This window comes from Candidatus Binatia bacterium (assembly GCA_036563615.1).
In the GTDB taxonomy this organism is placed as follows: domain Bacteria; phylum Desulfobacterota; class Binatia; order UBA12015; family UBA12015; genus DATCMB01.
In genome coordinates this window covers 370,972-395,219 of the sequence record DATCMB010000004.1, presented here as the reverse complement: position 1 = coordinate 395,219, position 24,248 = coordinate 370,972, and the positions used below count along the sequence as shown (strand labels likewise).

General features: G+C 71.8%; 22 protein-coding genes and 1 riboswitch. Of the genes, 16 read left to right on the top strand and 6 right to left on the bottom strand.

Going from position 1 to position 24,248, the window contains the following annotated elements; genetic code table 11:
• Positions 1-119 precede the first annotated feature (119 nt).
• The 3 genes from ftsZ (at position 120) to VIS07_01705 (ending at position 3,587) form a co-directional block, all read left to right on the top strand.
• On the top strand, positions 120-1,397 hold the full coding sequence (gene ftsZ / locus VIS07_01715; GenBank protein HEY8514213.1) for a cell division protein FtsZ: 1,278 nt from the start codon (positions 120-122) through the stop codon (positions 1,395-1,397).
• Positions 1,398-1,471: 74 nt separating this feature from the next.
• Complete coding sequence (locus VIS07_01710; GenBank protein HEY8514212.1) at positions 1,472-3,178, top strand: radical SAM protein; 1,707 nt, start codon at positions 1,472-1,474, stop codon at positions 3,176-3,178.
• Between the two features lie 13 nt (positions 3,179-3,191).
• Positions 3,192-3,587, top strand: coding sequence for a holo-ACP synthase (locus VIS07_01705; GenBank protein ID HEY8514211.1), 396 nt, complete (start codon positions 3,192-3,194; stop codon positions 3,585-3,587).
• A 3-nt stretch (positions 3,588-3,590) separates the two neighbouring features.
• Here VIS07_01705 and VIS07_01700 read toward each other — a convergent pair whose 3' ends face one another.
• Entirely contained in the window at positions 3,591-3,851 is a 261-nt protein-coding gene (locus VIS07_01700) for a hypothetical protein (protein ID HEY8514210.1), read from the bottom strand.
• An 89-nt stretch (positions 3,852-3,940) separates the two neighbouring features.
• Between VIS07_01700 and VIS07_01695 the strand changes: the two genes are divergently transcribed.
• Complete coding sequence (locus VIS07_01695) at positions 3,941-4,339, top strand: hypothetical protein (GenBank protein HEY8514209.1); 399 nt, start codon at positions 3,941-3,943, stop codon at positions 4,337-4,339.
• A 96-nt stretch (positions 4,340-4,435) separates the two neighbouring features.
• On the opposite strand, the gene VIS07_01690 is transcribed toward VIS07_01695, so the two are convergent.
• A complete protein-coding gene (locus VIS07_01690) occupies positions 4,436-5,659 on the bottom strand; it encodes an ArsA-related P-loop ATPase (GenBank protein ID HEY8514208.1) in 1,224 nt (407 codons plus the stop codon).
• Positions 5,660-5,667: 8 nt separating this feature from the next.
• Entirely contained in the window at positions 5,668-6,585 is a 918-nt protein-coding gene (locus tag VIS07_01685) for an ArsA-related P-loop ATPase (GenBank protein ID HEY8514207.1), read from the bottom strand.
• An 88-nt stretch (positions 6,586-6,673) separates the two neighbouring features.
• Here VIS07_01685 and VIS07_01680 point away from each other — a divergent pair, with 88 nt between their 5' ends.
• From VIS07_01680 to VIS07_01660, 5 genes are read left to right on the top strand one after another with little or no spacing between them, the layout of a single operon-like run.
• Positions 6,674-7,648, top strand: coding sequence for an LLM class flavin-dependent oxidoreductase (locus VIS07_01680; GenBank protein HEY8514206.1), 975 nt, complete (start codon positions 6,674-6,676; stop codon positions 7,646-7,648).
• 45 nt (positions 7,649-7,693) lie between these two features.
• On the top strand, positions 7,694-8,866 hold the full coding sequence (locus tag VIS07_01675; protein ID HEY8514205.1) for an acyl-CoA dehydrogenase family protein: 1,173 nt from the start codon (positions 7,694-7,696) through the stop codon (positions 8,864-8,866).
• 17 nt (positions 8,867-8,883) lie between these two features.
• On the top strand, positions 8,884-9,981 hold the full coding sequence (locus VIS07_01670; protein ID HEY8514204.1) for an acyl-CoA dehydrogenase family protein: 1,098 nt from the start codon (positions 8,884-8,886) through the stop codon (positions 9,979-9,981).
• Between the two features lie 56 nt (positions 9,982-10,037).
• Positions 10,038-11,195, top strand: coding sequence for a lysophospholipid acyltransferase family protein (locus tag VIS07_01665; protein HEY8514203.1), 1,158 nt, complete (start codon positions 10,038-10,040; stop codon positions 11,193-11,195).
• Positions 11,196-11,203: 8 nt separating this feature from the next.
• The gene (locus tag VIS07_01660; protein HEY8514202.1) at positions 11,204-11,575 is read left to right on the top strand and encodes a DUF6694 family lipoprotein; all 372 of its coding nucleotides are present in this window, start codon (positions 11,204-11,206) and stop codon (positions 11,573-11,575) included.
• Between the two features lie 84 nt (positions 11,576-11,659).
• Here VIS07_01660 and VIS07_01655 read toward each other — a convergent pair whose 3' ends face one another.
• From VIS07_01655 to VIS07_01645, 3 genes are all read right to left on the bottom strand, one after another.
• Positions 11,660-12,388 carry a DUF4215 domain-containing protein gene (locus VIS07_01655; GenBank protein ID HEY8514201.1) on the bottom strand — a complete coding sequence of 243 codons (729 nt, stop codon included), beginning with the start codon at positions 12,386-12,388 and terminating at the stop codon, positions 11,660-11,662.
• 163 nt (positions 12,389-12,551) lie between these two features.
• Positions 12,552-14,741, bottom strand: a complete 2,190-nt coding sequence (locus tag VIS07_01650; protein HEY8514200.1) for a hypothetical protein — start codon at positions 14,739-14,741, stop codon at positions 12,552-12,554.
• A gap of 247 nt (positions 14,742-14,988) precedes the next feature.
• The gene (locus VIS07_01645) at positions 14,989-16,272 is read right to left on the bottom strand and encodes a porin (protein HEY8514199.1); all 1,284 of its coding nucleotides are present in this window, start codon (positions 16,270-16,272) and stop codon (positions 14,989-14,991) included.
• A gap of 274 nt (positions 16,273-16,546) precedes the next feature.
• Between VIS07_01645 and VIS07_01640 the strand changes: the two genes are divergently transcribed.
• From VIS07_01640 to VIS07_01610, 7 genes are all read left to right on the top strand, one after another.
• Positions 16,547-17,233 carry an adenosylcobinamide amidohydrolase gene (locus tag VIS07_01640; protein ID HEY8514198.1) on the top strand — a complete coding sequence of 229 codons (687 nt, stop codon included), beginning with the start codon at positions 16,547-16,549 and terminating at the stop codon, positions 17,231-17,233.
• Positions 17,233-17,781, top strand: coding sequence for a bifunctional adenosylcobinamide kinase/adenosylcobinamide-phosphate guanylyltransferase (gene cobU, locus VIS07_01635; protein ID HEY8514197.1), 549 nt, complete (start codon positions 17,233-17,235; stop codon positions 17,779-17,781). Before VIS07_01640 ends, cobU begins: the two co-directional genes overlap by 1 nt.
• The gene (gene cobT, locus VIS07_01630; GenBank protein ID HEY8514196.1) at positions 17,778-18,839 is read left to right on the top strand and encodes a nicotinate-nucleotide--dimethylbenzimidazole phosphoribosyltransferase; all 1,062 of its coding nucleotides are present in this window, start codon (positions 17,778-17,780) and stop codon (positions 18,837-18,839) included. Before cobU ends, cobT begins: the two co-directional genes overlap by 4 nt.
• A gap of 3 nt (positions 18,840-18,842) precedes the next feature.
• Positions 18,843-19,787, top strand: a complete 945-nt coding sequence (gene cbiB / locus VIS07_01625; protein ID HEY8514195.1) for an adenosylcobinamide-phosphate synthase CbiB — start codon at positions 18,843-18,845, stop codon at positions 19,785-19,787.
• Positions 19,771-20,886, top strand: a complete 1,116-nt coding sequence (locus tag VIS07_01620) for an aminotransferase class I/II-fold pyridoxal phosphate-dependent enzyme (GenBank protein HEY8514194.1) — start codon at positions 19,771-19,773, stop codon at positions 20,884-20,886. The genes cbiB and VIS07_01620 overlap by 17 nt, the downstream gene beginning before the upstream one ends.
• Positions 20,883-21,623 (top strand): adenosylcobinamide-GDP ribazoletransferase, encoded by a 741-nt coding sequence (gene cobS / locus VIS07_01615; GenBank protein HEY8514193.1) that lies wholly within the window; start codon positions 20,883-20,885, stop codon positions 21,621-21,623. Before VIS07_01620 ends, cobS begins: the two co-directional genes overlap by 4 nt.
• A 28-nt stretch (positions 21,624-21,651) precedes the next feature.
• A riboswitch (cobalamin riboswitch) is annotated at positions 21,652-21,853 on the top strand.
• A gap of 249 nt (positions 21,854-22,102) precedes the next feature.
• Entirely contained in the window at positions 22,103-24,226 is a 2,124-nt protein-coding gene (locus tag VIS07_01610) for a TonB-dependent receptor (protein ID HEY8514192.1), read from the top strand.
• Positions 24,227-24,248 lie beyond the last annotated feature (22 nt).

Genomic DNA, 24,248 nt, shown 5'->3' with positions numbered 1-24,248 from the left:
GCGACAGCAGACGAGGCGAAAGGCGAGCGAGTGACGAAGCCCATCGAACGAGCGCGGAGCGGCGGCGAGGCGGCCGGGCGCGCACGGCTCGGGGGCAAGAGTCAATTGGAGGTTGGCTGATGATCGAGCTGACGGGTGGGGAGCAGGCGGGCGCGCGGATCAAGGTCGTCGGGGTCGGAGGTGGCGGCGGCAATGCCGTCAACACGATGATCCAGGCGGGCATGCCGGGAGTCGATTTCATCGCTGCCAACACCGACGCTCAGGCGCTGGCCGCGAATCTCGCGACGGTGAAGGTGCAGCTCGGCTCCAGCCTGACCAAGGGGCTCGGCGCGGGCGCCAATCCCGCCGTGGGACGCGAGGCCGCCTGCCAGGACGTCGAGTACCTGCGCGACCTGCTCGCAGGCGCCGACATGGTGTTCGTGACCGCCGGCATGGGCGGCGGCACCGGCACCGGCGGCGCGCCGGTGATCGCGCAGATCGCCAAGGAGCTCGGCGCGCTGACGGTCGGCGTGGTGACCAAGCCCTTCCTCTTCGAGGGCAAGCGCCGCATGCGCCAGGCGGAAGAGGGCATCAAGGAGCTCAAGAAGAGCGTCGACACGCTCATCACCATCCCGAACCAGCGCCTGCTCTCGGTCTCCGGTCGCAACATGCCGATCATGGAGACCTTCAAGAAGGCGGACGACGTGCTGCTGCAGGCGGTGCGCGGCATCTCCGACCTGATCACGGTGCACGGCCTGATCAACCTCGACTTCGCCGACGTCCGCACGATCATGAGCGAGATGGGCATGGCGATGATGGGCGCGGCGCTCGCCGAGGGCGAGAACCGCGCGGTCGAGGCGGCGCAGCGCGCGATCTCGTCGCCGCTGCTCGACGACCTCTCGATCCAGGGCGCGCGCGGCGTGCTGATCAACATCACCGGCGGCCCCGACCTGACGCTGCACGAGGTCAACGAGGCCGCGACGCTGATCCAGGAAGAGGCCGACGACGACGCCAACATCATCTTCGGCGCGGTGATCGACGAGACGATGGGCGACAAGCTGCGCATCACCGTGATCGCGACCGGCTTCGGCGATCGTGAGCCGGAGCGCGCGGCGCAGCCGGCAGCGGAGCCGTTCGTGGCCCGTCCCGCGGCGCCGGCGCAGCCCGAGATGCGCCGCCCGATCTCGCCGACGCCGATCTCGTCGGTGGCGCAGCCGCGCTCGTACCGCGAGCCGGTGCGCGACTCGGGTCCGCGCCGCGTCGTCAAGATGGGCCTGATCGTCGACGACGGCGAGAACCCGGTCTGGCACCGCCGCCGCGGCGACGAGCCGGACGACCCGACCGCCCGCGGCGGCAGCATCGTCGAGGACGAGTCGGAGTACGACGTCCCGACGTTCCTGCGGAAGCAGGCGGATTGATCGAGCCCGGGGGAGCGTAGAGCTCCCCCGGAGCGTTGTTGTCGCCCCGTCGGGCGCCGGCTACCCTTCAGCGGATGCCGCGCGCCCAAGATGACCGCGATCGCGAGCGCCTCGCGAGCGAGGTCCACGTCGGCGCTCGTCCGCCGCGCGCGTCCGACCTCTCGATCTGCCTCGCCTACGCCAACACCTACCCGGTGGGCATGGCGAACCTCGGCTTCCAGGCGATCTACGGCATCCTCGCGCGCGCCGGCGTCGCCGTGGAGCGCGCCTTCCTGCCCGACGAGCCGCCCTACGACCGCGTGCGCTCGCTCGAGAGCGGGCGTCCGCTGTCGTCGTTCGACGTGCTCGCGTTCTCGATCTCGTTCGAGACCGACTACGTCCATCTGCTCGACATGCTGGCCGGCGCGGGGCTGCCGCTGTACCGCGAGCAGCGCTCGGCGCGCGATCCGCTGGTCGTCGTCGGCGGACCGGCGACGTTTCTGAATCCCGAGCCGATCGCCGAGTTCGTCGACCTCTTCCTGATCGGCGAGGGCGAGGAGATGGTGCCCGAGTGGCTCGCGGCGCTGCGCGCGGCCGGTCGCGGCGCGTCCCGCGACGAGTTGCTCGCCGCCTCGGCCGAGGTCGAGGGCGCGTACCTGCCGGGCTCGTGGGGCGGGTTCGCGAGCGACGACCCGCGTCCCGCGCCCCGCGTGCGACGCCGCTACGTCGCGCGCCTCGACGACGCGCCGACGCGCTCGCAGATCCTCTCGCCCGAGGCGGTGTTCGGCGACATGTTCCTGGTCGAGGCGAGCCGCGGCTGCGAGTGGGGCTGCCGCTTCTGCGCGGCGGGCTTCATGTACCGTCCCGTGCGCCACCGCAGCGTGCGCGCGCTGCGCGACGACGTGCTCGCCGATGCGCTCGAGCACCGCAAGACGATCGGCCTCGTCGGCGCCGAGATGGCGAGCCATCCGGGCATCGCGACGCTCTGCCGCGAGATCGCCGAGCGCGGCGGACGCGCGTCGCCGTCGTCGCTCAAGGCCGACATGATCACCCCCGAGCTCGCGGCGGCGCTCGGCAACGGCTCGACCCGCTCGGTGACGATCGCGCCCGAGGCCGGCTCCGAGCGCATGCGGCGCGTGATCAACAAGAATTTGAGCGAGACCGAGATCCTGCGCGCCGCGGAGCTGCTCGCGGGCGGCGGCGTCGCCGGGCTCAAGCTGTACGCGATGATCGGGCTTCCGACCGAGACCGACGACGACGTGCTCGCGATCGCGGAGCTCGCGGCGAAGATCCACGAGCGGCTGCGCTCGCGGCTCGCGCGCGGCGTCGGACGCATCACGCTGTCGATCAACCCGTTCGTGCCGAAGCCGTGGACGCCCCTGCAGTGGGAGCCGATGGCGGACCGCCGCACGCTGAAGGAGCGCACGCGGCTCCTGCGTCGCGCCGTCGAGCGCATCCCGAACGCGACGCTCGACGTCGAGTCGTCGCGCGACGCCTACTGGCAGACGCTGCTGTCGCGCGGCGACCGGCGGGTGGCGTCGCTGCTCGTCGCCGTGCACGAGAACGGGGGCGCCTTCTGGCCGGTCGTGCAGCGCGCGGTGCGCGACGGCGGCCTCGGTGCGTGCCCGTCGCCGGACGTCTTCGTCCACCGGCGCTACGCGCCCGACGAGATCCTGCCCTGGGACTTCATCGACCACGGCGTCGACAAGCGCTACCTGCTCGCCGAGTGGCGCAAGGCGCTGCTCGAGCGGCAGACGCCGCCGTGCGACGTCGCGACCTGCCACAGCTGCAGCGCGTGCTGACGGGTTCTCTCCCATGGTGATCGCCACCGGCGTCGACCTCGCCGAGATCGACCGCATCGAGCGCGCGCTCGCCGCCCGCCACGGCGCGCGTCTGCGCGATCGCGTCTTCACGCCGGGCGAGCAGCGCTACTGCGAGTCGCGCGGCCGCGGCCGCGCGCAGAGCTACGCGGCGCGCTTCGCGGCCAAGGAGGCGGTGATGAAGGCGCTCGGCGTCGGCTGGGGACGGCACGCCGCGTGGCACGAGATCGAGGTCGTGCGCGAGCGTGGCGGGCCGCCGCGCATCGAGCTGTCGGGCTCGGCCGCGGCGACGGCGCGGCGCCTCGGCATCGTCCGGCTGTCGCTGTCGCTGACCCACGCGGCGAACCTCGCGATGGCCTTCGTCGTCGCCGAGGGCGAGGAGCCGCGCTGACGGTCAGGTCGCGGGGGGCTGCTCGCGGCTCTCCTGGCGCTCGTTCGCGACCAGCAGGGCGAGCGCGATGGCGGCGCCGCCGAGAAAGCCCGCCGCGCTCCAGGCGACGCCGCTGCGCCGGTTCTTGGTCGCGAAGATCCAGCACAGCACGGCGTAGGTGACGTGCATGGCGACCGCCGTGACCACCGTGGTGGTGGGGTCGAGGTACGGCGCCACGAAGCGCAGCCCGCTCAGGATGCCGAGGACGTCCGCGAGCTGATCCACCTTGACCGCCTCACGGGGCGAACTGTAGTGCAACGACGGCCTCCGATCGAGCGCAGCGCGACGCGCGCCCGCAGAAAGGACCATCATCGATGGCGGAACGAAAGCAGCCCGAGTCGCTTTGGCAGCGCATTGTCGGCGCCGGTGAGGAGCGGCTCGGCCAGTTCGCCGAGGAGATCCTGCAGAACCCGCACGTCACCGACGCGCTCGCGGCGGCGCTGCGCCGCGCGGCGCGCACGAAGGGGCAGGTGGACAAGAACATGCAGCTGCTGCTGTCGGCGCTGAACCTCCCGACCAAGAACGATCTGACCAAGCTCACGAGCAAGATCGAGGCGCTGCAGGGCAGCCTCGTCAACATCAACATCAAGCTCGATCGGCTTCTGGCCGAGCGCCAGCAGCAGGCGGCGGCGGAGCGTCCGGCGCCGCAGCGCGCCCCGCGCATGCCGCGCGCCCGCAAGCCCGCCGGCGAGGACGACGCCGCGCAGGGCTGAGCGCGCGCTCACGACCTCGCGACGCGCGCCGCTCGGCGCCGGTCGCACCACGACGTTGCTCGCGCCGCCGGCGCCGTCTCGCCCTGCGGCGCCCGCTCACGCCGCCGACGTCGAGCGCGGCCCCGCGACCCCGAGCGCGCGGGCGAGCGCGACGATCCCCTCGAGCGTCGTCGGCGCGGGGGACAGCGCGGGCAGCAGCACCCAGACGCGCTCCTCGTCGCGTGGCGCCGCCTTGCCGCCGGGCAGCGTCGCGAGCCCTTCGCGCAGCCGCTCGATGACCTCCTGCTGCGCCGCGCGCAGCGTGGCGAGGTCGCGCGCGCAGGCGACCAGGTTGCGCGCCAGGTGCGACGGCCAGCGCGCCGTCTTGGGCGGTGTCGCGCCTTCGCTCGTCGGCGGACGCGCGTCGATGCCGTGCGCGCTGCGCGGCGTCGCGACGCCGTCCTGCAGGACGCGGTTCACGATGACGGCGTCGATCGACACGCCCGCGCGGTGCACCTCGGTGGCGAAGTTCAGGATGTCCGTCGTCGCGTGCGGGTCGGGCGCGGCGAGCAGCACGTAGCGCGTGTCGGCCGCGCGCAGCAGGTCGCGGATCGCCTGCGCGCGCTTCTTGAACTCCGGCGACACGACGCTGAAGTCGGTCGCGAGCGTCGAGATGTCGCGCAGCAGCGACAGGCCGGTCATCCGCTCGAGCCCGGCGAGCACCGCGGACAGCAGCGAGCGCGCGAGCCGCGACGACGCGGCGCCGAGGATCCGCACCGGCTCGCCCAGGTACTCGAGCGCGCGCGAGTCGAGCAGCGCGAGGATGCGCTCGGGGGCGTCGAACAGCTCGAGCGCGTGGCTCGCGGGCGGCGTGTCGACGACCACGAGGTCGAAGTCCTCGTCGCGCACGATGTCGAGCAGCTGCTCGAGCGCCATGTACGCGTCCGAGCCGGCGAACGCGCCGGCGACGTTGCGGTAGACCGGGTTCGCGAGCACGCGCTCGGCGAGCGCCGGGCTCGGCGACAGGCGGCGGACGAGGCCGTCGAAGAGACCCTTCGCGTCGAGCAGGATCGCGTCGAGCGTGCCGGTCGCGCCCTCGGGCAGCGGCACGCGGTGCAGCCGTCCCGGGTCGCGCGGCAGCTCGAGCGCGTCCTTGAGGCGTGCGGCGGGATCGACGGTCAGGACCGCGACGCGCTTTCCCGCGAGCGCCGCCGCGACCGCGATCGCGGCCGCGCTGGTGGTCTTGCCGACGCCGCCCGGGCCCAGGCAGACGACGACACGGGATCCGTGCACCAGGTCGGACAGGCCGCGCTCGGCCGTGGCGGTGGTCGCTCGCTCCATCGTCGCCTTCAGTCGAGCGCCGGGGCCGCGGCTTCGGCGATCGGGTCGAGGTCGTCCCAGATCATGCCGCGCGCGAAGACGAACGGCAGCTCGAGCGGTCGCGCGCGCGTCTTCTCGCGCAGCGCCTTGCCGTGCTCGAGCGCCGCGCGGCGACGCTCGATGAAGTAGCGTCCCGCGGCGAGCAGCTCCGGGTCGACGGTGTGGCCGGCGTCGGCGTCGGCGAGCAGCGCTTCCTCGGTGCGCGAGAAGCGGCGCGGAAAGACGGCGTTGAGCAGCGGCCTTCCGACCGGGATCGCGAGGCCGTCACGCAAGGATTCGTAAAGCTCGACCGCCTCGGCGACCGCCCAGTCCTCCGGGATCGCGACCACCAGCGCCCGCGTGAGCTCCGGATCGCCGAGCCAGCGCGAGATCCGCCGCAGCACCTCGCCGAGCGGACCGACGGTCGCGAGCCCGGACAGCGTACGCGGCGTCGCGAGCAGCGGCACCGAGTGCCCGCTCGCCGGCGCGTCGAGCACCACGACGTCCCAGCGGGCGCGGCCACGGAAATCGCGCTCCTCGAGCCACGCGACGATCTGCGCGAGCAGCGCGGCCTCGATGATGCCGGGCACGGCCGCGGCGATGATGCGGAAGGTCTCGCTCGACAGGAGCCGGCGCGACAGCAGCCGCAGCGGCATCAGACGGTGCACGAGCTCCTCGAGCGCGCGGCCCTCGTCGAGCGCGACCGCCGAGAGCCCGTCCGCGATCACGCGCGGCTCGGCGCCGAGCGCGTTCACCCCGAGCACGCTCGCGAGGCGGCCCGGTGTGGCGACCTCGACGAGCAGCGCGCGCCGGCGTGCCGCCACCGCGGCGCGGGCGACCCCGGCCGCGACGGTCGTCTTGCCCACGCCCCCCTTTCCGGTGACGATCACCAGCCGCGGAGCCGCCATCGCCCCCGGGACGTAATCGAGCCCCGCCGGGCGGTCAATCGACCCAGCGTTCTCGACAGGCGCCGGAGAAAGCCGATACAGCGGAGCCATGGTGATGATCGGCATCCGCTACGACCTGCGCGTCCCCCCGTTCAGCACGGCGACGCACGCCGAGCAGTACGCGGCTTGCCTCGACCAGTGCGCGTGGGCCGATCGCAACGGGCTCGACGTCGTCGTGCTCTCCGAGCACCACGGCGTCGACGACGGCTACATGTCGTCGCCGGTGACGCTCGCGGCCGCGATCGGCGGACGCACGCAGCGGATCCCGATCAACATCGCGGCCGTGCTGGTGCCGCTGCACGACCCGATCCGGCTCGCCGAGCAGCTCGCGACCGCGTCGCTCGCGACCGGCGGACGGGTGAGCCTCGTCGCGGGCCTCGGCTACCGCGCCGAGGAGTTCGAGATGGCCGGCGTCGACCGCAAGCGACGCGGCCGGCTTCTCGAGGAGTACGTGGAGGTGATGCGCCGCGCCTGGACCGGCGAGCCGTTCGAATGGCGCGGGCGGATGGTGCGCGTCACGCCGAAGCCGGCGTCGCCGCCGCTCATCATGATCGGCGGCTCGACCGAGAAGGCGGCGCGCCGGGCGGCGCGGCTCGGCTGCGGCTTCTTCCCGTCGATCGGCGATCCGAAGCTCAAGGAGATCTACGAGGAGGAGTGCCGCGCGGTCGGCTTCGCGGGCGGCTTCGTGAGCCTGCCGGGCGGTCCGGGCTTCGTGCACGTCAGCGAGGATCCCGAGCGCGACTGGGCGCGGATCGGCGAGCACGCGCTCTACGACGCGCGCACCTACGCCGCCTGGCAGACGCCCGACCAGCGCTCGCAGGTGCACGTCAGCGGGCAGACGGTCGAGGAGGTGCGCGCGAGCGGCGTCTACCAGATCCTCACGCCCGACCAGTGCGTCGAGCTCGCGCAGCGCCAGGGCCGGATCATCCTGCACCCCTTGATGGGCGGCATCCCGGCGAAGCTCGGCTGGGAGAGCCTCGAGCTCTTCGAGAAGAAGGTCCTGCCGCGTCTGCGGCCCTCCTGACGCGACACGTTTCCCAGCGAGCGTCGTCGTGGCACTTTCCGCCGCATGAACTACGATCTGTCCCCGCGCGAGCGCGCCTGGCGTGACGAGGTGCGCGCCTTCATCGCCGAGCACGTCGACGAGGAGCTCGCGCGCGAGACGCGCGAGCTCGGCAACGAGGGGCGCGGTCCGCGGGCGCGGAAGTTCTTCGAGGCGCTGCGCGAGCGCGGCTGGTGGGGGCTCGCCTGGCCGAAGGAGTACGGCGGGCTCGAGAAGACCGCGGTCGAGCAGTGGATCTTCATCGACGAGATCGAGACCGCGGGCGCGCCGATGCTGCCGCTCACCGCGACCTCGGTCGCGCCGACGATCATGCGCGTCGGCACCGAGGAGCAGAAGCGCGAGTGGCTGCCGCGGATCAACGCCGCGGAGGTCGACTTCGCGCTCGGCTACTCCGAGCCCGAGGCCGGCACCGACCTCGCCTCGCTGCGCACGCACGCCGTGCTCGACGGCGACGAGTGGGTGATCAACGGCCAGAAGATGTGGAACACGATGGCGCACATGGCGACGCACAACTGGCTCGCCGTGCGCACCGAGCCCGACGCGCCCAAGCACAAGGGCATCTCGATGATGATCGTGCCCATGGACGCGCCGGGCGTGAGCGTGCAGCCGATCTGGGTGTGGCCGGGGTTGCGTACCAACGCGCTCTTCCTCGACAACGTCCGCGTGCCGAAGAGCTATCTGATCGGCGAGCGCGGCATGGGCTTCTACTACGCGGCGATGGCGCTCAACTTCGAGCGTCTGTCGATCGGCTCGATCGGCATGGCGCGGCGCCACTTCCGCGCGCTCGTCAGAATCGTCAAGGAGCTTGTGATTGACGGACGTCCGCTGCGCGAGGATCCGTGGGTGCGCGAGCGTCTCGCGCGCTTGCAGGTCGAGATCGACGCCGCGCGCATGCTGGGTCTCGAGACCGCGGTCGCGCTCGACCGCGGCGGCGTGCCGGCCGCCGAGTCGTCGATGGCGAAGATCTGCGTCTCCGAGCTGACGCAGCGGATCGCGGACACGGGCTGCGAGATCCTCGGGCTCAACGGGCAGACGCACCCGCAGGAGCCGAGCGCGCTCGTCGACGGACGCATGCAGTGGCTCTACCGCATCGCGCCGATGCTCGCGTTCGGCGGCGGCACCAACGAGGTGCAGCGCGACATCATCGGCTTCATGGGCTACGGCCTGCCGCGCAAGTAGGACGGGACGGGGCGCGCATGGACTTCGATTTCTCGCCGGAGCAGCAGGAGCTGAAGAACGCGGTCCGTCAGCTCGCGGCGCGCGAGTGCGTGCCCGAGCGCCTGCTCGCCTGGGAGAGCGAGCCGACCGGCGTCGACGAGGCGACGCGACGGAGGATCGCCGAGCTCGGCTGGCTCGGCGTCGGCGTGCCCGAGACGGCAGGCGGGACCGGCGGCTCGCTGGTCGATCTCGCCTGCCTGCTCGAGGAGTGCGCGCGCGGCCTCGTGCCGCGTCCGATCATCGGTGCGATCCGCACGGCAGCGCTGCTCGCCGACCTCGATCCGAATCACCCGCTGCTGCCCGCGCTGGCGCGCGGCGAGCGGACGCTCGCCGTGGCGCTCGACGAGGAGCAGGCGAGGGCGCCGCACGCGTACCGCACCGAGGTCGTCTCGACCGCCGCGGGGGACGTGCTGCGCGGCGCCAAGGCGTACGTCCCGGACGCCGCGGCCGCCGACCTGCACCTGGTCGCCGCGCGCGAGGCGGGCGGGCTGAGCCTCGTGCTCGTCGAGCGGAGCGCTCCTGGCGTGCGGCTCACCCCGCTCCAGACCTTCGGCGGCGACCGTCAAGCGCACGTCGCGTACGACCACGCGCCGATCGTCGGACGCGTCGGAGCGCCGGGCGCGGCGGAGGAGGCGCTGGCGCGCGCCTGGCGACGGCAGGTCGCGCTCGCGCTCGCCGAGATGGTCGGCGGCATGGACGCCGTCCTCGAGATGACGGTCGCCTACGTCAAGGAGCGCGAGCAGTTCGGGCAGAAGATCGCGCTCTTCCAGGCGGTGCGGCACCAGATCGCCGACATGGGCACGGCGTACACCGCGGCGCGCCACCTCGCCTGGCAGGCGATCACCCGCATCGACGCCGGGACGGAGGAGGGCACCGAGCTCGCCTCGGCCTGCGCCTACGTCGGGCAGGCGTTCAAGCGGCTCTGCTGGACGGGGCACCACCTGCACGGCGGCGCGGGCTTCGTCGTCGAGCACAGGCTGCGCTTTCACAGCGAGCGCGCGCAGAGCCTGTGCATCCGCTACACGCCGGAGGCGCCCGCCTTGGCCGAGGTCGCGCGCGCGCTGCTCGACGATTGAATTTCGGCGCGCCCTGCGCTGTCACGCATGGAGCTGTGATAGGTTTGCCGGCGACGATGGTGAATCCGCAGAAGATGGGCCCGGAGAAGAGCGGCAAGGCGGGCGGCGGCGCGAAGGCGGACGGCGCGGGCGCTCCGCAGGCGCGCAACGTCCGGCGGCTGCGGCCGGTGCGGCGCAAGACGCCGCCACGTCCGGCGCCCCCGGGCGGATCGACGGCCGCGGTGCTTCGCCACGACCTCTTCCGCGAGCGCCTGCGCGCGCTCGACGCGCTGGTCGAGCGTGCGCTCGCCGAGAGCGGCGGCGTCGGCGCCGGCGGCAGCCGCATCACCGAGATGGTCGACGCGGCGCTCGACGCGTACGCGCGGCTCGCGCGCGACCTCGAGAAAAGCTCGCCGCTCACCCTGCTCGCGAACGCGCTCGGCGCGGGACGCATCCCGGAGGTCGACGAGTTCGGCTACGACGCCGAGTACGAGCAGAGCGTCGCGCCGCTGTTCCGCGCGCTGTACCGCACGTGGTGGCGGGTCGACGTCGAAGGGCTCGAGAACGTGCCCGGGGAAGGGCGTGTCCTCCTGGTCGCGAACCACGCCGGCGGGCTCTTCGCCTACGACGGGGCGATGCTGAAGATCGCGGTGCAGGACCATCACCCGGCGCACCGCAGCGTCCGTCCGCTGGTCGACGACTTCGTCTACAACCTGCCGTTCGTCGGCGACTTCATGATCCGCTGCGGCGGCGTGCGCGCGTGCCCGGAGAACGCGGAGCGGCTCCTGCGCCGCGACCACGCGGTGGTCGTGTTCCCCGAGGGCACCAAGGGCATCGGCAAGCCGTATTCGCAGCGCTACCGTCTGCAGCGCTTCGGACGCGGCGGCTTCGTGCGCATCGCGCTGCGCACCGGCACGCCGATCGTGCCGGTCGCGATCATCGGGTCGGAGGAGATCCACCCGATCATCGGGCGGTGGGACTGGCTCGCGCGCCAGCTACGCCTGCCGTACTTTCCGCTGACCCCGACCTTCCCGTGGCTCGGGCTGCTCGGGCTGGTGCCGTTGCCGAGCAAGTGGCGCATCGAGTTCGGCCGGCCGCTCGACTTCTCGCAGCAGTACGGACCCGAGGCGGCGCACGACCGACTGCTGGTCAGCCGCCTCACGGAGGAGGTCAGGCAACGCGTGCAACGCCTGGTCGCCGAGGCGCTCGAGCGCCGCGGCCCGGCATTCTTGTAGGAGGAGCGATGAGAGGAAGCTTCGTTCGGGTGTGCGTCGCCGTCGTCGCGCTGACGGCCGCCGCTTGCACCACCAGTCGGGAAGAGCCCCGCCTCGACATGTCGACCCAGGAGTCGGCGAAGCGTTCCATGGAGGAGGTGCGCGCCTCGCTGTCGAAGGAGGATCAGCAGCGCTTCAACCAGGCCGCGGCGGCGCTGGTGGTGAACGCGGTCAAGCCGCCGCAGGGAGAAGCGCCGAAGGATCCGGCGCAGGTCCAAGCGGCGATCAACGCCGCGCTCAACGGCAAGACGGCCGCCGAGGTGATCGCGGCTGGCGAGGCTCTGCAGGCGAAGGGTCAGACCTCGGGTCAGGGCCAGCAGCCGGCCGCCGGCGCGCCCTGACCACGTTCCAACAAAAACGGCGCGCGAGCGGCGCGGCCTCGTGCCGCACCGCTCGCGCGCCGGTCATCTCACGCGTTTCCTGCCTCAGCCCTGCTCGTTGGGCTCCTCGATGTTGCAGCCCTGATCGCAACCGTCACCGTTGATGCGGTTGCCGTCGTCACACTGCTCGTGACGCTGCTTCTTGCCGTCGCCGCAGGTGCTCGGCTTGCAACGGAAGGTGAACAGGTCCTTGTCGATGCGCCCGTCTGACGCCGCACCGCGGATGATGAACCGCTTGCGCCCGGTGCGGAACTTGCCGTTGCGCCCCTGGACCATGGGCACGGTGAGCTCGATCGGGTTGCTGCACAGGTTGGGCGTGTCGTTCACGCCGCCTTCGTAGACGAGCTTCTTGTTCTGCACGATGTACGGGCCGAGCCCGCCGTAGCCGAGCTCGTACTCGAGCGCGTCCTTGTTCGCGACGTCGATCGGGTCGTCGCTCTTGAAGAGCGGCTGCTCGACCTCGAACGTCGACACGTCCGACGGCGTGCAGTTCTTGATGCGCGGGTCGGTGTTGTTGATGCAGATCTGCGTCTCGAATTTGCAGATCCCGTCGTCGATGACCGGATCCGCGTCGCACCGCGGGTCACCCTCGAAGCAGAGGATCCGGTTGCGCACGATCCCACGGTTGTTGCGCGGCGGCTGGGGCGTCACCAGCCACTCGACCAGGCAGTCGAGGCGGCCGTTGTACCCGCCAGGGATGCAGGGGTTGATCGGCGCCTCGTCGGTGCAGGCGTCCGCGGCATGCGCCGGCGAGGCGGCCCCGAAGGCCGCCATCGCCAGCGCCGCGAGAAGAGCCGTCCGAAGTCGGGCGCGACACGCATCGCTCGAGGTGCGGATGGGAGTGTTCACGAGGTCGCTCCTTCCTTGTGCTGCGGGAAGGCTCGTGCCGAGCACGAGCAGTCGGTTCCAGTTGCGATGGCGCGACATCAAGCCCGCCTCACTTGCACGTCAGCTTGGTGAACTTCTTGTCGAAGATGCAGCGGTGCTCGTTGAGGATCGACTCGCCGCACTGGCCCGTCTGGGCGAACGGCGCATCGATCACCACGCTCACCTTGAGCGGGATCTCCTCCGGGAACACCGGGTAGAAGCCGGTCTTGCCCTTGATGCTGAACTTGAGCTCGCCGGGCTTCTTCTTGTTCTCCTTGATGCTGACGGAGTTGATGCCGTTGATCAGCGGCACGATCTTGCCGCCGTTGGTGTAGGTCCAGGCGGTACCACCGGCCTTGACCTTCCAGCCGACGCGCAGCGCCGCGTTGTACTCGCCGCCCGGGATCGTGACGTCGAGCACCTCGTTGCCGTCCGGATCCTCGAAGCGGAAGCGGATGCCCTTCGCGACCGGATCGATCGCCGGGCTGGTCGGCGCCGTGATGACGCCGGTCAACCGCAGCGTGTCGTCCGACTCCGGCGTGTGGATCTTCTTGAGCGCGATCAACGGCTTCACGATCTCGACCGGCCCGATGTTGGTGCACGGGTCGCAGACGTTGCCCACGCCGTCGTTGTCGTCGTCCGCGAAGGTCGGGTCTGCGGTCTCGGGGCAGTTGTCCGCGATGTCGCAGAGCCCGTCGCCGTCGGTGTCCGGCTTGCCCGCATCGTTCGGGCAGTCGACGTTGACGCCGTCGCAGAACTCCTGGACGTCGCAGACGCCGTTCTCGTCGCGGCACAGCGTGCCCTCGGGAAGCACCTCGTCCGCCGGGCAGGCCGCGCTGTCGCCGGTGCAGAACTCGGCGACGTCACAGATGCCGGCCGCGGCGCGGCAGACCTCGGTCGCCGGCTTGAAGCCGTCCTCCGGGCAGTGGTCGTTCTCGCCGTCGCAGAACTCGGCGACGTCGCAGACGTCCGCCACCGCGCGGCACAGCGCCGTGCTCTTGGCGTCCGCCGGGCAGTCGTTGCTGGAGCCGTCGCAGAATTCGGCGGGGTCACACACGCCCTTCGACGCGCGGCATTCGGCCGTGCTCTTCGCGTCGCTCGGGCACGCCGCGCTGCTGCCGGTGCAGAACTCGGCCACGTCGCAGACGCCCGCCGCCGCACGGCAGAGCTCGGTCGAGGGCTTGAAGCCGTCGTTCGGGCAGGTCTTGCTGCTGCCGTTGCAGAACTCGGCGACGTCGCAGATGCCCGCGGCGGCGCGGCACATCGTGCCCGCGCTGGCGACGGCGTCGGCCGGGCAGGTCGCGCTCGAGCCGGTGCAGGTCTCGGCGACGTCGCAGACGCCGCTCGCCGCACGGCAGATCTGGCCCGCCGCGCGGAACTGGCACGTCGAGGTGCAGCAGGAGCCCGAGGTGCCGTTCGCGGCACCCTGGTCGCACTGCTCGCCGACGCTCGTGTCGACGGTGCCGTTGCCGCACAGGTTGACCAGCGTGACGGTGACGAAGTGGCCGTCGTTGGCCTGGACGCGGCTGCCGGCGCCGGGGTAGTCGCCGGCCGTCTCGCCGCCGTAGTCGATCGCCAGGCCGCCGCGCACGGCGCACTCGTCACCGCCGTTCGCGTTCAGGATGCCGGTCGAGTCGCTGGTGCAGCTCGACGTCCAGGTGAAGCGCAGCGTGTGGTTGACCGGGGAGCCATTGCTGACGCCCGTGATCACCGCCGAGCCCGACTGGTCGAACGGCACGTTGGCGTTGTTGCCGCCGTTCGAAAGGCTGCCGGGATCGGCGAGGTTGAGGGTGCCCGACGTGAGCGTGCCGCCGCTGAACGAGCCGGTGACGCCGCTGATGTCGGCGCTGGCGTTGCCGCCGCCGTCGTCGACGCGCGTCAGCGCGCCACGGCGAACGGTGTTGACGTTGAGCCGGTAGGCGCCGGGCGCCGTGACCCTGAACGTCACCTGGTAGTCCGTGTTGAGCGTCTCGGTCCGGTCGCCCGCGGTCGCACCGTTGTCGACGCCGACCACCCAGGCGTAGCGCGTCGTGAACGAGGTCGCGCTCGAGCTCTGGACCGCGGTCGTCGACTTGCGCTGGTAGCTCTGGGTCACGCCGTCCGACAGTGTGTCGTCCGTGTTGCCGGCGTTCTTCGTGATCGCCAGGTTGCTGATCGACTGCGCGGCGGACTCACCGGCGCCAAGGGCGAGGACCAGCGTCGCGAGCAGCAAGGCGCGGATCCAGGTCGAGCTGTGCAGGGATCGGAGACAGTGGGGCACGGCTACCTCCAAGGTTCGGGTGTGGTCACGATGGCGCGAGGCCGGTTGCGCTCCTGTACTTGACGAACCGCGTTTGGTGCAGCGAGTAGTCACGCGATTCGGGGCGCACTCCTACGCGACAGGCATGGCGGAAGTCAATGAATCTTCCGCAGGTGAAACGAAAAAAGGCCACGTAGCGAACGCTACGTGGCCTTTTTTTGGGCTACGACGTCACGCCGTGGCGTGGCGCCGTTTCACTCTTTGAAACTTAGAAGTAGTAGCCCACCTCGACTGCGACCGAGTCGTCGCCGGCGAGGAAGCGATTCTTGCCCTTGAGGAACACCGGCTCGTCCGACTCGTCGTGGCGGTACTCGACGCGGGTGTAGATGTACTCGGAGAGCATCGCCTTGAAGTCGAGCGTGATCTCCCAGAGCTCCTGCTGCACGCCGGTGCGCGAGCCCTGCGCGTCCTCGAACCACTCGCCGCGCAGCGCGGTGCTGAAGCGGTCGGTGATCTGGTAGGTCAGGATGCCCGCGGCGCCCACCCAGGTGGAGTGCCGACCCGGGTTCACGACGCTCGCCTCGTCCTCGCTGCCCCAGTCGAAGTTGAGGATGAAGCCGAGATCGTCGGTCAGCTTGAAGTTGCCGACGACGTCGACCACGCCGCGCTTGTTGCGGTTACAGCCGGACTGGAACGCACCCGGCTCGGGGAAGCAGGTCTGCTCGGGGCCGTAGATGCCGTTGACGTACAGCGCGACCCGATCGTTCGGCGAGATCGCGATCTGACCGGTGATGCTCGGGCTCGAGTTGTTGTCCTCGACGTTGTCCCAGCCGATCACGCCACCGACCGTGACGCTCACCATGTCGGTGATCGGGTAGGTCGCGAGACCGCCGACGTGCGTGAACGGAATCGCGAGGCCGAACAGGTACGAGCGCGACCAGTTCGGGTTGAGCCACGGCTCGATCACCTCGGCGCCGAGCAGCGTGACGAACTTACCGCCCTTGAGGGTGAGGCCGTTGCCGATCGGGACGTTGTAGACGAGGTAGGCCTGCTGGAGCTCGACCTCCTTGAACTCCCACTCCGCGTCCGGAACGACGCCGCTGCCGTTCCAGTCGGACTTGATGCGCCGCGCGATGCGGCCCGCGTCGAGCTGGACGAGGCCGCCGAACTCGTTCAGGTCGGGCGCATCGTTGTACGCCAGGGTCAGCTGCCACAGGCCGACGAAGTAGCGGCTGTGCCAGTTGTCCATCGAGCGCAGCGGGATCTTGAAGTCGGCCGGCTCGTTGAACGACCACTGGAACGCGGTCGACAAGCCGGAGCTGATCCGAATCCCGTGCTTGTCGAACCAGCCCTTCACGCCGTCCACCGTCTCATCGAAGTACTGCAGCGGCGGAATCGGCTCGATCGTCGGCTCCTTCGTCTCGGCCGCGGCGACGTAAGGCTCCGACTCTCCCGTCCGGTCGATGAGAGTCTGTGCTCCAGCGGCGCTCGCCCAGGCGATGGCGACGACACCACCGAGGACGGGAAGCATCCTTCCCCATCGGGTCGACATATCGTCCTCCTCTCTCCCTCCCCGCCAGGGTGCGCATATGGTGTGCGCGCACCGCTGGGATTGGTCGACACAATTGACTCAGGAATTAACAGCGTTGCCTGCAAATGCAACAGATCTGGCCAGCGTTTCGCTAATGACGCAATGCGGTAGAAGCCCGGCTTGGCCAAATTTTCGCCACACGCCCGCGAGGCGGGCAGCCGGTTGGATTCTCACTTCGGGCAACGCGGCCCCTCGCGCTGCGGCGCGGCTGCGCGCGGATGCTAAGGACGCCGCGGTGAGCGAATTCCACGTCGCACGGCGCGGCCGCTTCCTGATCGTCGATCTCGGCGGGCCGCATCGTCTCGCCTCCTGGGCGATCGTCGGTGGCGGCCTCGTCGAGGGCCGCACGGTGGCGTGGTGCCAGGTCGACGACGACGAGCTCGCACCACCGGTCGATCCGCGCAGCTTCCTCGAAGCTCGGCTGCGCGAGGCCGACGTCCCAACTGCGGTGGGCCTGATGACCGGGACGTCGCTCGACCACTACGTCGAGGTGACGAAGGCGTGTGGCTCTTCGACCGTGCGCTGCCTGGTGACGGTCGGGCTCGAGAACGCGCTGCGCGCGGGCGACCTCCCGGACGAGCGCGCGCACCCCGGAACGATCAACCTTCTCTGTCGACTGCCGAAACCGGTGAGCGACGAGGCGCTGCTCGAGGCGCTCGCGCTCGCGTCGGAGGCGCGCACGCTCGCGGTGCTCGAGGCGGGCATTCGCAGCCGGCGCAGCGGTCGTCCGGCAACCGGCACCGGCACCGACTGCATCGTTGTCGCAGCACCGCTCGGCCCGGTGACCGAGGTCTACGCAGGCAAGCACACCGAGCTCGGACATCTGATCGGTGCGGCGGTCGCGGAGGCGGTCGAGCGGGGCGTGCGCGGCTGGCTCGCGCGTCACGGCGCGCACCCGCGTGCGGCGGCGGTGGTGCCCTGATGCGCGGTCACCTCGTCCTGATCGGCGGCGGCGCCCGCTCCGGCAAGAGCGCGTTCGCGCTCGTCCGCGCGAGAGAGCTCGGTGCGCGTCGGGTGTTCGTCGCGACCGCGCAGGCGCTCGACGCCGAGATGCGCGAGCGCGTCGCCGCGCACCGCGCCGAGCGCGGCGACGACTTCCGCACCGTCGAGGAGCCGCTCGAGCTCGCCGCCACGCTGCGTGGGCTCGAGGACTCCGCGGACGTCGTCCTGATCGATTGCTTGACGCTGTGGCTCGCGAATCTGCTGCTGCGCGGCGATTCCGAAGATGCGATCGCCGCGCGGGTCGACGAGCTCGCGGCGACGCTCGCGAGCGCGTCGTTCGCGAGCGTCGTGGTCACGAACGAGGTGGGGATGGGGATCGTGCCGGAGAACGAGCTCGCGCGCGCCTTCCGTGACGTCACCGGACGGGCGCACCAGCGCCTTGCGCGCGACGCCGACGAGATCCACTTCGCGGCGCTCGGCGTCCTCCTGCGCCTGCGCCCGACGCCGATCGAGGTACGGACGCCGTGACGACGCTGCTCGACGCTGCCCGCGACCGCATCCGTCCACCCGACGACGCCGTCGCCGCGCGCGTGCAGCGCGCGCTCGACGACAAGACCAAGCCGCGCGGCAGCCTCGGACGTCTCGAGGAGCTCGCGCGCCGCTACGCCGCGATGCGCGCCACCGACGCGCCGCCGCCCGCGGCGAAGGCGATCGTGGTGATGGCCGCCGATCACGGCGTCGCCGCGGAAGGCGTGAGCGCCTACCCGCAGGAGGTGACGCGGCAGATGCTGCGCAACTTCGCGCAGGGCGGGGCGGCGATCAACGTGCTCGCGCGGCAAGCGGACGCGCGCGTCGTCGTGGTCGACATGGGCGTCGCGGGCGAGCCCGAGCCGCTGCCCGGGGTGCGCATGCACAGGATCGCTCCCGGCACTGCGAGCTTCGCCTCGGGCCCGGCGATGTCCGTCGAGCAGGCGCGCGCCGCGCTCGACGTCGGCGTCGCGCTCGCGCAGGAGCTCGCGCGCGACGGCGTGACGCTGCTCGGCATCGGCGAGATGGGCATCGCGAACAGCACCTCGGCGGCCGCGCTCGCCGCGGTGCTGACCGGCGCGCCGGTCGAGAGCGTCACCGGGCGCGGCACCGGCGTCGACGACGCCGGCTGGCGGCGCAAGGTCGAGGTCGTGCGCCGCGCCATCGACGGCAATCGTCCGGATCCGGCGGATCCGCTCGACGTCCTCGCCAAGCTCGGCGGCTTCGAGATCGCCGGGCTCGCGGGCGTCGTCGTCGGCGCGGCGGCCGAGCGCGTTCCGGTCGTGATCGACGGCCTGATCTCGAGCGCGGGGGCGCTGGTCGCGACGCGTCTCGCGCCGGGTGCGCGCGACTACTTGATCGCGTCGCATCGCTCGGTCGAGCCCGGGCACGGGCCGCTCCTCGACGCGCTCGGCCTCGCGCCGCTCCTCGATCTCGGCCTGCGCCTCGGCGAGGGCACCGGGGCGGCGCTGGCGATGAGCCTGGTCGACGCCGCGCTGCGCGTGCTGCACGAGATGGCGAGCTTCTCCGCCGCCGGCGTGTCGGACGCGGGAGTATAAAGGATGCCGCTCGACGCCGTGCCCTCGGGCGCAGCGCTCGCCCTCGCCCTGGTCTGGGACGCGGCGCTCGGCGAGCCGCCGGCGCGTCTGCACCCGGTGGTCTGGATGGGGCGCGCGGTGGCGGCGGCCGAGCGTCTCGCGCCGTCGGGTCGGTCGGGGCTCGAGCTCGCCTACGGCGCCGCGCTGGCGGCGCTGGTGCCGGGTGCGTTCACGCTCGGCGCGGCGCTGCTGCTCGGCGCGCTCGCGGGCGCGCCGCTCGTGCGGCTGGTCGTCGAGGCCTGGCTGCTCAAGAGCACGTTCGCCCTGCGCGCGCTCGGCGACGCGGCGCAGACGGTGCGTCGCGACCTCGCGAGCGGCGATCTGGATGCGGCGCGCCGTGACTTGATGAACCTCTGCTCGCGCGACGCGAACGCGCTCGACGAACCCCTCGTCGCCGCCGCGGCCGTCGAGTCGGTCGCCGAGAACGCGTCGGACAGCTTCGTCGCGCCGCTCCTCGCGTACGCGGTGCTCGGTCTGCCGGGCGCGGTGTTCTACCGCGCGGTCAACACGCTCGACGCGATGGTCGGCTACCACGGCCGCTACGAGCACCTCGGCAAGGCGTCGGCGCGCTTCGACGACCTGCTGAACCTGATCCCCGCGCGCCTCACCGCGGCGCTGCTCGTAGCAGCCGCGTGGCTCACGCGGCGCGACGCGCGCGCCGCCGCGCGCATCGCGCTGCGCGACGCGCGCGGCACGGAGAGCCCGAACGCGGGCTGGCCGATGTCCGCGATGGCGGGCGCGCTCGGCGTCGCGCTCGAGAAGGTCGGACACTACCGGCTCGGCGACGCGCGTGCGCCGCTGCGCGCGGAGACGATCGACGCCGCGTGGCGCTTGACGCTCGTGGCTTCGGTGCTCGCCGCGCTGCTCGCCTTCGCGGGGCTTGGGATTCGTCGTGCCGTCGCGGGCTGAGATCCTGCGGCGTCCGCCGGCGCGCCGCGTGCACGGCGGCGTCGTCGAGGACGAGCTGCGCGCGCTCGGCGTCGATCCGGATGCGCTGCTCGACGTCAGCACGAGCGTCAATCCCTACGGACCGAGCGAGGCGGTCGCGCGCGCGGTGCGCGAAGCGGCGATCGATCGTTACCCGGAGCCGACCGCGGCGCCGGCGCGAGCGGCGCTCGCCGCGAGCCTCGCGATCTCGCTCGAGCGCATCGTGCTCGGCAACGGCGCGACCGATCTGCTGTGGACGCTCGCGCGCCTGCTGCTCGCACCCGGCGAGACGGTGCTCGTGTGCGAGCCATCGTTCTCGGAGCTGCGCGTCGCGGCCGAGACTCTTGGCGCGCGCGTCGTCGCCTGGCGTGCGCGGGCGGAGGACGGCTTCGCGCTCGACGTCGACGCGGTCGTCCGCAACGCGCGCGACGCCGGCGCCGTGGCGGTCGCCGTGTGCGCGCCGGCGAGCCCGAGCGGGGCCGCGACGCCGGTTGCCGAGCTCGAGCGGCTCGCGGTCGCGCTCGCGGACCTCGTGCTGATCGTCGACCAGTCGTTCCTCGCGCTGAGCGAGCGTCATCTCGAGCTGACCGCGCCGCTGCCGCCGAACGTCGTCTGCGTTCGTAGCTTGACGAAGGAGCACGCGATCCCCGGCGTGCGCCTCGGCTACGTGGTCGCGGAGCCGCCGCTCGCCGAGCGCATCGAGGCGTCGCGCGCGGCGTGGACGGTCGGCAGCGCGGCGCAGGCGGCCGCGATCGCGGTGGCGGGCGAGGGCGCATTCGTCGCGGCCTGCCGCGAGCGTCTGCTCGCCGAGCGCGCCGCGCTCGCGCAGGCGATTGCCGCGCACGGCTACCGCACGATTCCCTCGACGACGCCGTACTTCCTGATCGAGGTCGGATGTGCGGCGCGCTTCCGGGCGCGTCTCGCCGCGGAGCACGGCGTTCTGGTGCGCGACTGCGCGTCGTTCGGCTTGCCGTCCTTCGTGCGCGTCGCGGCGCGCGGCGGGGAGGACGCGCGTCGCATCGTCGACGGCTTCGCCGCGCTCGCGGAGGAAGCGACGCGCGGGGCGAGTGAGCGCAGATGAGCACGTTCGTGCGTCGGCTCGCGCTCGCGCTGAGCTTCCTCACCCGCCTGCCGCTCGCGCGGATCGCGGGCGACGAGGTCGACGTCGGCCGCGCGGTCGCGTTCTTTCCGCTGGTCGGAGTGGTCCTCGGGACGATCGTCGCGGGCGTTGCGTGGCTGCTCGCGGATCGTCTGCCGGCGTCCGTGCTCGCGGTGCTGCTGGTCGCGCTGATCGCGGCGCTCACGGGCGGGCTGCACCTCGACGGTCTCGCCGACACCTTCGATGCGCTCGGCGCCTCGGGCGACGCGGAGCGCCGCCTCGCGGTGCTGCGCGACAGCCGGATCGGCGCGCACGGCGCGAGCGCGCTGCTGCTGCTCGTGCTCGCGAAGGTTGCGGCGCTCGAGGCGCACGTCGCGAGCGGCGGCCTCGCGCCGCTCGTCGTCTTTCCCGCCCTCGCGCGCGCCGTCGTGCCGCTCGAGCTGGTGTCGTTTTCCTACGCGCGGCCGAGCGGGCTCGGCAGCGCGTTTCGCGCGCACGCGAAGACCTCGGACGTCGCGCTCGCGCTCGCGACCGCGGCTGCGGCGCTGCTCTTCCTCGGCTTTCGCGGAGTGCTCGCCGGCGTCGCGACGGTGCTGCTGGCGCTGCTCTTCGCGCGTCTCGCGGCGCGGCGCTTCGGCGGCCTCACCGGCGACGTGTACGGCGCGTCGATCGAGCTCGCCGAAGCGCTCTTCCTGGTTTTGACGCTGCGCGCACCTTGACACCGCACGCAGCCGGACAGTAAGAGAGCCGCGTTCGCGCCGGTCAGGTCCCGAACGGGTGAAAAGGGAAGGGGGTGAGAATCCCCCGCTGCCCCGCAACTGTGAGGGAGGACTCGCGCCACACGAGGCCACTGCCGAGAACGTCCGTGCAAGCGGGCGGGACGGTGGGAAGGCGTGGCGACGAGGACGATCCCCGAGCCAGGAGACCTGCCTGATCGGATTTCCGTGCGGACCCTTTCGGAGGTGGAGGGGCGCATGCCGACCAGGAAACCGACACCGGAGAAGCGCAGCGCGGCTGCGGCGGACGCCGCACGCCTGGCGCGCACGTCTTGCGGCCGTCGTGTCTCTTTCGCTCGGCGGCGGCTTCACGTGCCGCCGGCTTGGCTGGCCGCTCCGCCGATCGGGGTCGCACCCGGCTCTCGGAGCTTCGCGGCGCGCTTCGCGCGAGGTCGACGCGACCGCGGAGGAGGAGATGGCAAGTGCAGGTGTCGATTCTGGTCGGGAGACGCTCGGCGGCGACGCGTCCGCGCGTCGCGCTGAGCGCGCTGCTGCTCGTCGCCGTGCTCGGCGCGGCGGCGCCGGCGGCACGCGCGGCGGAGGACGAGGCGGCCTCGTCGGGTGATGCGTCGGCGCTGGGCGAAACGGCTGCGTCGGGTGACGTGCCGATGCTCCTCGCGCAGGCCGACGGCAGCCGTCCGTGGACCGCGCGCCTCGATCCCGTGGTGGTCACCGCGACGCGCACCGACGAGCCCTTGTCGGACGTGCCGCAGACGGTCACCGTGATCACGCGCGAGGACATCGAGGAGAGCAAGGTCGAGACGGTCGGTGACCTGCTGCGCGCGGTGGCCGGCGTCGAGGTGCTGCAGTCCGGCGGGCGCGGGACGAACACCTCGGTCTCGATCCGCGGCAGCGAGTCCGACGAGGTGCTGGTGCTGATCGACGGCGTGCAGGTGAACAGCGTCACGCTCGGCGCGTTCGACTTCGCCAACTTGACGCCGGAGGGCTTCGATCGGGTCGAGGTGCTGCGCGGCGGCGGCGGCAGCCTGTATGGCTCGGAGGCGGTCGGCGGCGTCATCAACATGATCACGCGACGCGGCCACACGCCGGCGTCGGGCGCGATCTCGCTCGCCGGCGGCAACGGCTCGACCGATCGCGAGACCGGAACCTTCTCCGCGGCGACCGACCTCTTCCGGATCGCGGGCTCGGCGACGCACATCTACACCGGCGGCTTCGGCGAGCCGGTGCCGATCGACGAGAGCGGCACCGCGAAGGACAACAACGACGACTACGAGGCGACGACCTTCTCGCTGCGCGCCGACTGGACGCCGACCGACACGTCCGCGCTGTACGCGATCCTGCACTACGTCGGCAGCGACGTCGGTCTGCAGAACGCGAGCAACTTCCTCGGCGTGCTCGATCCGAACGCGCGCCTGCGCGACGACTTCTACTTCGCGAAGCTCGGCTGGGAGGACGCGCCGATCGACGGTCTGACGTATCGTCTGTCGGGCGCCTACGTGCGCGACGACCAGCGCTTCGACGACCCGCCCGACCCGGGCAACAGCGCCGACACGCGCTCGACCATCCCGTCCGAGCTCGTTCAGGGCGACGCGCAGGCGAACTATGCGTGGCGCTGGTCGATCTCGACGCTCGGCTTCCAGTACACGCGCAAGAGCGCCCACGTGCGCTCGTTCTCGAGCTTCTCCGATCCGCCCGAGACGACCTTCGACGTCTCGCGCAACGACTACGGCGTCTACGGTCAGGAGCAGATCCGGCTGTTCGACGATCGGCTGATCGTGCTCGGCAGCGTGCGCTACGACCACGACCAACAGTTCGGCGACGTCGTGAGCCCGACCGGCGCGATCGCGATGCGGCTGCCGTTCGAGCCGTGGCCGCCATACTTGACGGACGTGCGTCTGCGCGCGAGCTACGCCGAGGGCTTCCGCGCGCCGACGTTCAACGAGCTGTTCTTCCCGGGCTTCGGCAATCCGGACCTCGATCCGGAGCGCAGCGCCGAGTGGAACGTCGGCATCGATCTGCAGTGGTTCGACGGCCGCGTCCTGCTGTCGAGCACGTACTTCGACCGCCGCGTCACCGACGACATCGTGACCGTGCTCGTCGACCCCGAGACCTTCGAGTTCGCGCCGGTGAACCTCGGGCGCGTCGATGCGCAGGGCGTCGAGGCGATCCTCCAGGCCGACCTCGGCTACGGCTTCGCGTTCGGCGGCGCGTACACCTACCTGGGCCTGAGCTCGGCGGGCGGCGCCGGCAGCGTCACGCGACGTCCGAACAACCAGATGAGCGCCTTCGTGCGCTACAACACGCCGCGCGTCTTCGCGGACGACGACGCGTTCCAGGTGCGGGTCGACGTCTTTTACGTCGGCGACCGTCCGGACTTCGATCCCGTCACTGGCGACGTCGTGACCAACCCCGCCTACACGCGCGTCGACCTCGCCACCGCGTACCTGCTGCCGTGGCGCCTGCGCGACGTGACGTTCTCGCTCTGGGGGCAGGTGTCGAACCTCTTCGACCGCAAGTACGAGGAGGTGCTGGGCTTCCCGTCGCTGCCGATCAACGCGCTCGCCGGCATACGCGCGGCGTTCTGAGGATGGGGCGCACGTCGGACGA

Coding starts and splice junctions, on each gene's coding strand:
- VIS07_01695 (HEY8514209.1), top strand. CDS start 3,941: ATGGCGGAACGAAAGCAGCCCGAGTCGCTTTGGCAGCGCATTGTCGGC.
- VIS07_01665 (HEY8514203.1), top strand. CDS start 10,038: ATGGTGAATCCGCAGAAGATGGGCCCGGAGAAGAGCGGCAAGGCGGGC.
- cobU (HEY8514197.1), top strand. CDS start 17,233: ATGCGCGGTCACCTCGTCCTGATCGGCGGCGGCGCCCGCTCCGGCAAG.
- VIS07_01675 (HEY8514205.1), top strand. CDS start 7,694: ATGAACTACGATCTGTCCCCGCGCGAGCGCGCCTGGCGTGACGAGGTG.
- VIS07_01670 (HEY8514204.1), top strand. CDS start 8,884: ATGGACTTCGATTTCTCGCCGGAGCAGCAGGAGCTGAAGAACGCGGTC.
- VIS07_01690 (HEY8514208.1), bottom strand. CDS start 5,659: ATGGAGCGAGCGACCACCGCCACGGCCGAGCGCGGCCTGTCCGACCTG.
- VIS07_01685 (HEY8514207.1), bottom strand. CDS start 6,585: ATGGCGGCTCCGCGGCTGGTGATCGTCACCGGAAAGGGGGGCGTGGGC.
- cbiB (HEY8514195.1), top strand. CDS start 18,843: ATGCCGCTCGACGCCGTGCCCTCGGGCGCAGCGCTCGCCCTCGCCCTG.
- VIS07_01680 (HEY8514206.1), top strand. CDS start 6,674: ATGGTGATGATCGGCATCCGCTACGACCTGCGCGTCCCCCCGTTCAGC.
- VIS07_01655 (HEY8514201.1), bottom strand. CDS start 12,388: ATGGCGGCCTTCGGGGCCGCCTCGCCGGCGCATGCCGCGGACGCCTGC.
- ftsZ (HEY8514213.1), top strand. CDS start 120: ATGATCGAGCTGACGGGTGGGGAGCAGGCGGGCGCGCGGATCAAGGTC.
- VIS07_01710 (HEY8514212.1), top strand. CDS start 1,472: ATGCCGCGCGCCCAAGATGACCGCGATCGCGAGCGCCTCGCGAGCGAG.
- VIS07_01660 (HEY8514202.1), top strand. CDS start 11,204: ATGAGAGGAAGCTTCGTTCGGGTGTGCGTCGCCGTCGTCGCGCTGACG.
- VIS07_01645 (HEY8514199.1), bottom strand. CDS start 16,272: ATGTCGACCCGATGGGGAAGGATGCTTCCCGTCCTCGGTGGTGTCGTC.
- VIS07_01705 (HEY8514211.1), top strand. CDS start 3,192: ATGGTGATCGCCACCGGCGTCGACCTCGCCGAGATCGACCGCATCGAG.
- cobS (HEY8514193.1), top strand. CDS start 20,883: ATGAGCACGTTCGTGCGTCGGCTCGCGCTCGCGCTGAGCTTCCTCACC.